At 68.7% G+C, this 2,244-nt stretch carries 2 protein-coding genes and 1 pseudogene; 1 reads left to right on the top strand and 2 read right to left on the bottom strand.

The genetic code is table 11. The annotated features are described in order from the left end of the window. Positions 1–123 precede the first annotated feature (123 nt). A pseudogene (locus tag AB0D85_RS52155) lies at positions 124–817 on the bottom strand (SDR family oxidoreductase). Between the two features lie 234 nt (positions 818–1,051). Then, positions 1,052–1,231 (bottom strand): hypothetical protein, encoded by a 180-nt coding sequence (locus tag AB0D85_RS52150; protein ID WP_362338742.1) that lies wholly within the window; start codon positions 1,229–1,231, stop codon positions 1,052–1,054. A gap of 365 nt (positions 1,232–1,596) precedes the next feature. Here AB0D85_RS52150 and AB0D85_RS52145 point away from each other — a divergent pair, with 365 nt between their 5' ends. Continuing rightward, positions 1,597–2,103: a CocE/NonD family hydrolase C-terminal non-catalytic domain-containing protein gene (locus tag AB0D85_RS52145; protein WP_362338739.1), complete on the top strand. Its 507-nt coding sequence runs from the start codon at positions 1,597–1,599 to the stop codon at positions 2,101–2,103. Positions 2,104–2,244 lie beyond the last annotated feature (141 nt).

Genomic DNA, 2,244 nt, shown 5'->3' with positions numbered 1-2,244 from the left:
ATGACCTTCCGTCTCTCCCTCGACGTGCTCGATCCCGGCGGGCAGGCCGGTCCCGCACCCTGACGGACGCCTCACCGGTACGACATCCGTCCCGAGTCCGATGCGGGGGCCTGGAGAACGGGCTCAGCGACCGGCGTCCATCGTTGCTCCGCCGTCGACCATGAGCGTGTGTCCCGTCATGTAGGAGGAGGCGTCACTGGCCAGGAACACTGCCACGGAAGCCACCTCGTCACCGCCCCCGAAACGGGCGAGCGGGATCTGGGCCGTCATGGCAGCGGTCTGCTCGTCGTCCGCGTTCGACAGGAACCGCTTCATGGCGGGTGTGCCGTAGGCGGCGGGGCAGATGGTGTTGACCCGGATGCCCTCGGGCCCCACTCCCGGGCGACCACCCGTGTCGTGGCGCGGATGGCCTCCTTGGTGGCGGCGTACGAGAAGTGCTCCCGGCGGCCGGAGACACCCGCACCCGAACCGAGGCCGACAACCCGGCCCCCGCGCGCCTTCAGGTACTCGTAGGACTCCTGGAGGAAGTAGTAGGTGCCGAGTGGGGCGGGATCGACATTCTCGTCAACAACGCGCACAACCTGAGCGTCGTGCAGGCCCGTTTCATGGACACCGACGACGAGCACCTGCTGCGGCACCTGAACAGCGGCCTCTTCGGACACCGTGCGCCCCACCGCCGCGCGGACCTCTTCCCGTCGGCTGACGTCACACGTGATGGCGAGGCCGCCTTGTCGTGTTCGCCGAGTTCGGCGGCGACCTTCTGCGCTGTCTCCGGATTGAGATCCACGACGGCCACATGCGCACCCGCCCGCGCCATGGCGAGCGCGATGTCCCGGCCGAGCCCCTGTCCCGCTCCTGTCACGATCGCGACTTTGCTCGCGAGAGACAGCCCCGTGTTCGCGTCTACCGTCATGGCTCACTCCTTCGGATGGGAAGCTATGCCAAACATGACACGTTGTATCAACAGTGAGGCTTGAGTATCAAACACGGGGTTGGAAACACGAGGTCAGATCCCGTGGCCCGCGGCGACAGCTGCCCAGAGCCGCCGGTGTCACCGACGCCGGATCGGCTGCCAGCCCTCGCGGGGTACCGCCGCGAGCAGGTCACGGGTGTACTGGTGCTCCAGGTCGGTCAGTACCCGGTCCGTGGCGCCACGGTCGACGATGCGGCCCTGGCGCATGACGACCAGTTCGTCGGTCACCTGCTGGGCGACAGCCAGGTCTGGCGTCATCGACCACGAGAACTATCACCTGTCCGGCGGCGTCCCGTACGACGACGAGTCACGCGACCACTTGGCCAGACAGGACGCCTTTCGCGCGCTGCTGCCTGGCTACCTCGCTCCCGCCTGGGACTTCTTCGACGTCATCCTGCGCCGACAGAGCAGCCCCGCCGATCTGCCGCGCGTGCGCGGGCAACTCGCGCAACGGCGGCGAGGACGGTCTCCGGACCGACTCTGGCCACCGGCCCACCACCGCACGACCACCATCTTCCTGAGTCCGGACCCGGACCGGCGCACAGCCGACGGCGACACCTCAGGCCTGCTCACCCCGGTACCGGTCACCGAATCGAGCACGGCGAGCCGGACGCACGACCCCCGTGGACTCGGTACCCTCGGCAGCCGTCAACGCCTTCGCCTATCTCCAGACGAACCCACGTCTGCACGACTGGTCCAAGCGCCCGGACGTCCTCGCCTTCGACGCCGAACCGACGGCCGAACCTCTGGAGCTGGCCGGACCGGTGCTCCTGGGCCTCGACCTCACCACCACCGGCCCATCCACTGATCTTTTCGCCAAACTGCTGGACGTCCACCCCGACGGTGAGGCCGAGTTCGTCGCCCACGGACGTGTCCACATCGCCACCCCACAGCGGCGGCTGAGGCTCTCCCTCGGTCATGCCGGCTACCGCCTCCGCCCTGGCCATCACCTTCGGCTGCACCTCCACAGCAGTGACTTTCCCGAATTCGTTCTCCACCCTGGCACCGACGACAACCCGTGGCTCGCCACCCGAGGCGAACGCACCGACCAACGGATCCGGCTCGGCGGCGTGGACGGAGCGCGGTTGACGCTGACCGCTGTGCCGACGAAGCCTTGCGAAGGCCGGTGACCGGTCTCCCGGTCGCGACGGACTGCGCGTCGCCCGGGACATGGGTGCCGCCTTGCCCGCGAGCCGGTCGGTCAGCCAGCCGATGGCGTCGCCCTGGTCGGTGAGCAGCGGCGCGAAGTGGTTCAGGAGCGCGCTTCCGAC

The organism is Streptomyces sp. NPDC048277, from assembly GCF_040652235.1.
Classification (GTDB): Bacteria; Actinomycetota; Actinomycetes; order Streptomycetales; family Streptomycetaceae; genus Streptomyces.
The sequence above is the reverse complement of the archived record's forward strand: the minus strand, read 5'-3'. Positions and strand labels throughout refer to the sequence as shown.

Excerpts from the sequence above, each read along its gene's own strand:
- AB0D85_RS52150 (WP_362338742.1), bottom strand. The coding sequence starts at position 1,231 with ATGACGCCAGACCTGGCTGTCGCCCAGCAGGTGACCGACGAACTGGTC.